At 41.6% G+C, this 861-nt stretch carries 1 protein-coding gene; it reads right to left on the bottom strand.

What is annotated here, in order from left to right:
• Nucleotides 1-133: 133 nt before the first annotated feature.
• Nucleotides 134-769, bottom strand: coding sequence for a GNAT family N-acetyltransferase (locus tag HC752_RS24280; RefSeq protein ID WP_190337742.1), 636 nt, complete (start codon nt 767-769; stop codon nt 134-136).
• Between the last annotated feature and the right edge of the window lie 92 nt (nt 770-861).

Genomic DNA, 861 nt, shown 5'->3' with positions numbered 1-861 from the left:
TAACGCCTTGCTAACAAGCGACAACGCGATGCCACTTAACTTGAATATTGTGCCATAAACACAGAGCTGAAATTGCGACTGAAGTCGCCAAGCGTTAGGAGTCTTTGTTAAGCAATTTGTTATGTGCGACACTCTACAATGGGTAAATATAAAGGCAAGCATCACCACAATTTGAGCACCTTTCATGCAAAGGTGAATAAAACTGCCCTGAATAATTAAACCCTAATTTTTCGTAGTAGGAGCTAGCGCCAGCCTTATTTGCTTCTACTGTAACCTCTTTTACACCGTATTTTTTACAGTCGTCAATGAATGCGTTTGCCATATACGATCCGATTCCGAGTCCCTGATATTCTGAATCAATGACAAACAAACTCAGCTCACTCTCCCAATCAGCTCTCAACTTAGAACGATTTCTAGAGTGTGTTGACAGCTCTGCCATTATTGACTGCTTCTGGCGCCATGAAGCGGCGGGATGGAGCCAATACTTAACCAACGTTAAAATGCTCTTTAATTGATAGCTAAATGGGATGGTTTGTCTCAGCTTCTTATTGTTAGTGCCGAAAATGAAACCGATAACTTGACCTTCAACTTCTGCGACCAAGTTAAAATTGCAAGCTACAGGAGCCCCCGATGTATAGAAGAACGCCATTGAGTTTGCAACATGCCGCGGAGTAAAGTGTTGCTCAAAGCCCCATGCCTTTCTAACTAGTGCCTCACAAGCCTGATAATCGGATTTTTTGTATCTACGGTAATTAACCTTAGGTTTCATATTTCTACTCAAGCTGATTCTATGTCGAATATCATTATGCTCACGAACTCATATTAAGGCAAACTGTTTGGATTGAACTAGCACATAACGCC

Source organism: Vibrio sp. S9_S30, assembly GCF_014694455.1.
In the GTDB taxonomy this organism is placed as follows: Bacteria; Pseudomonadota; Gammaproteobacteria; order Enterobacterales; family Vibrionaceae; genus Vibrio.
The sequence above is the reverse complement of the archived record's forward strand: the minus strand, read 5'-3'. Positions and strand labels throughout refer to the sequence as shown.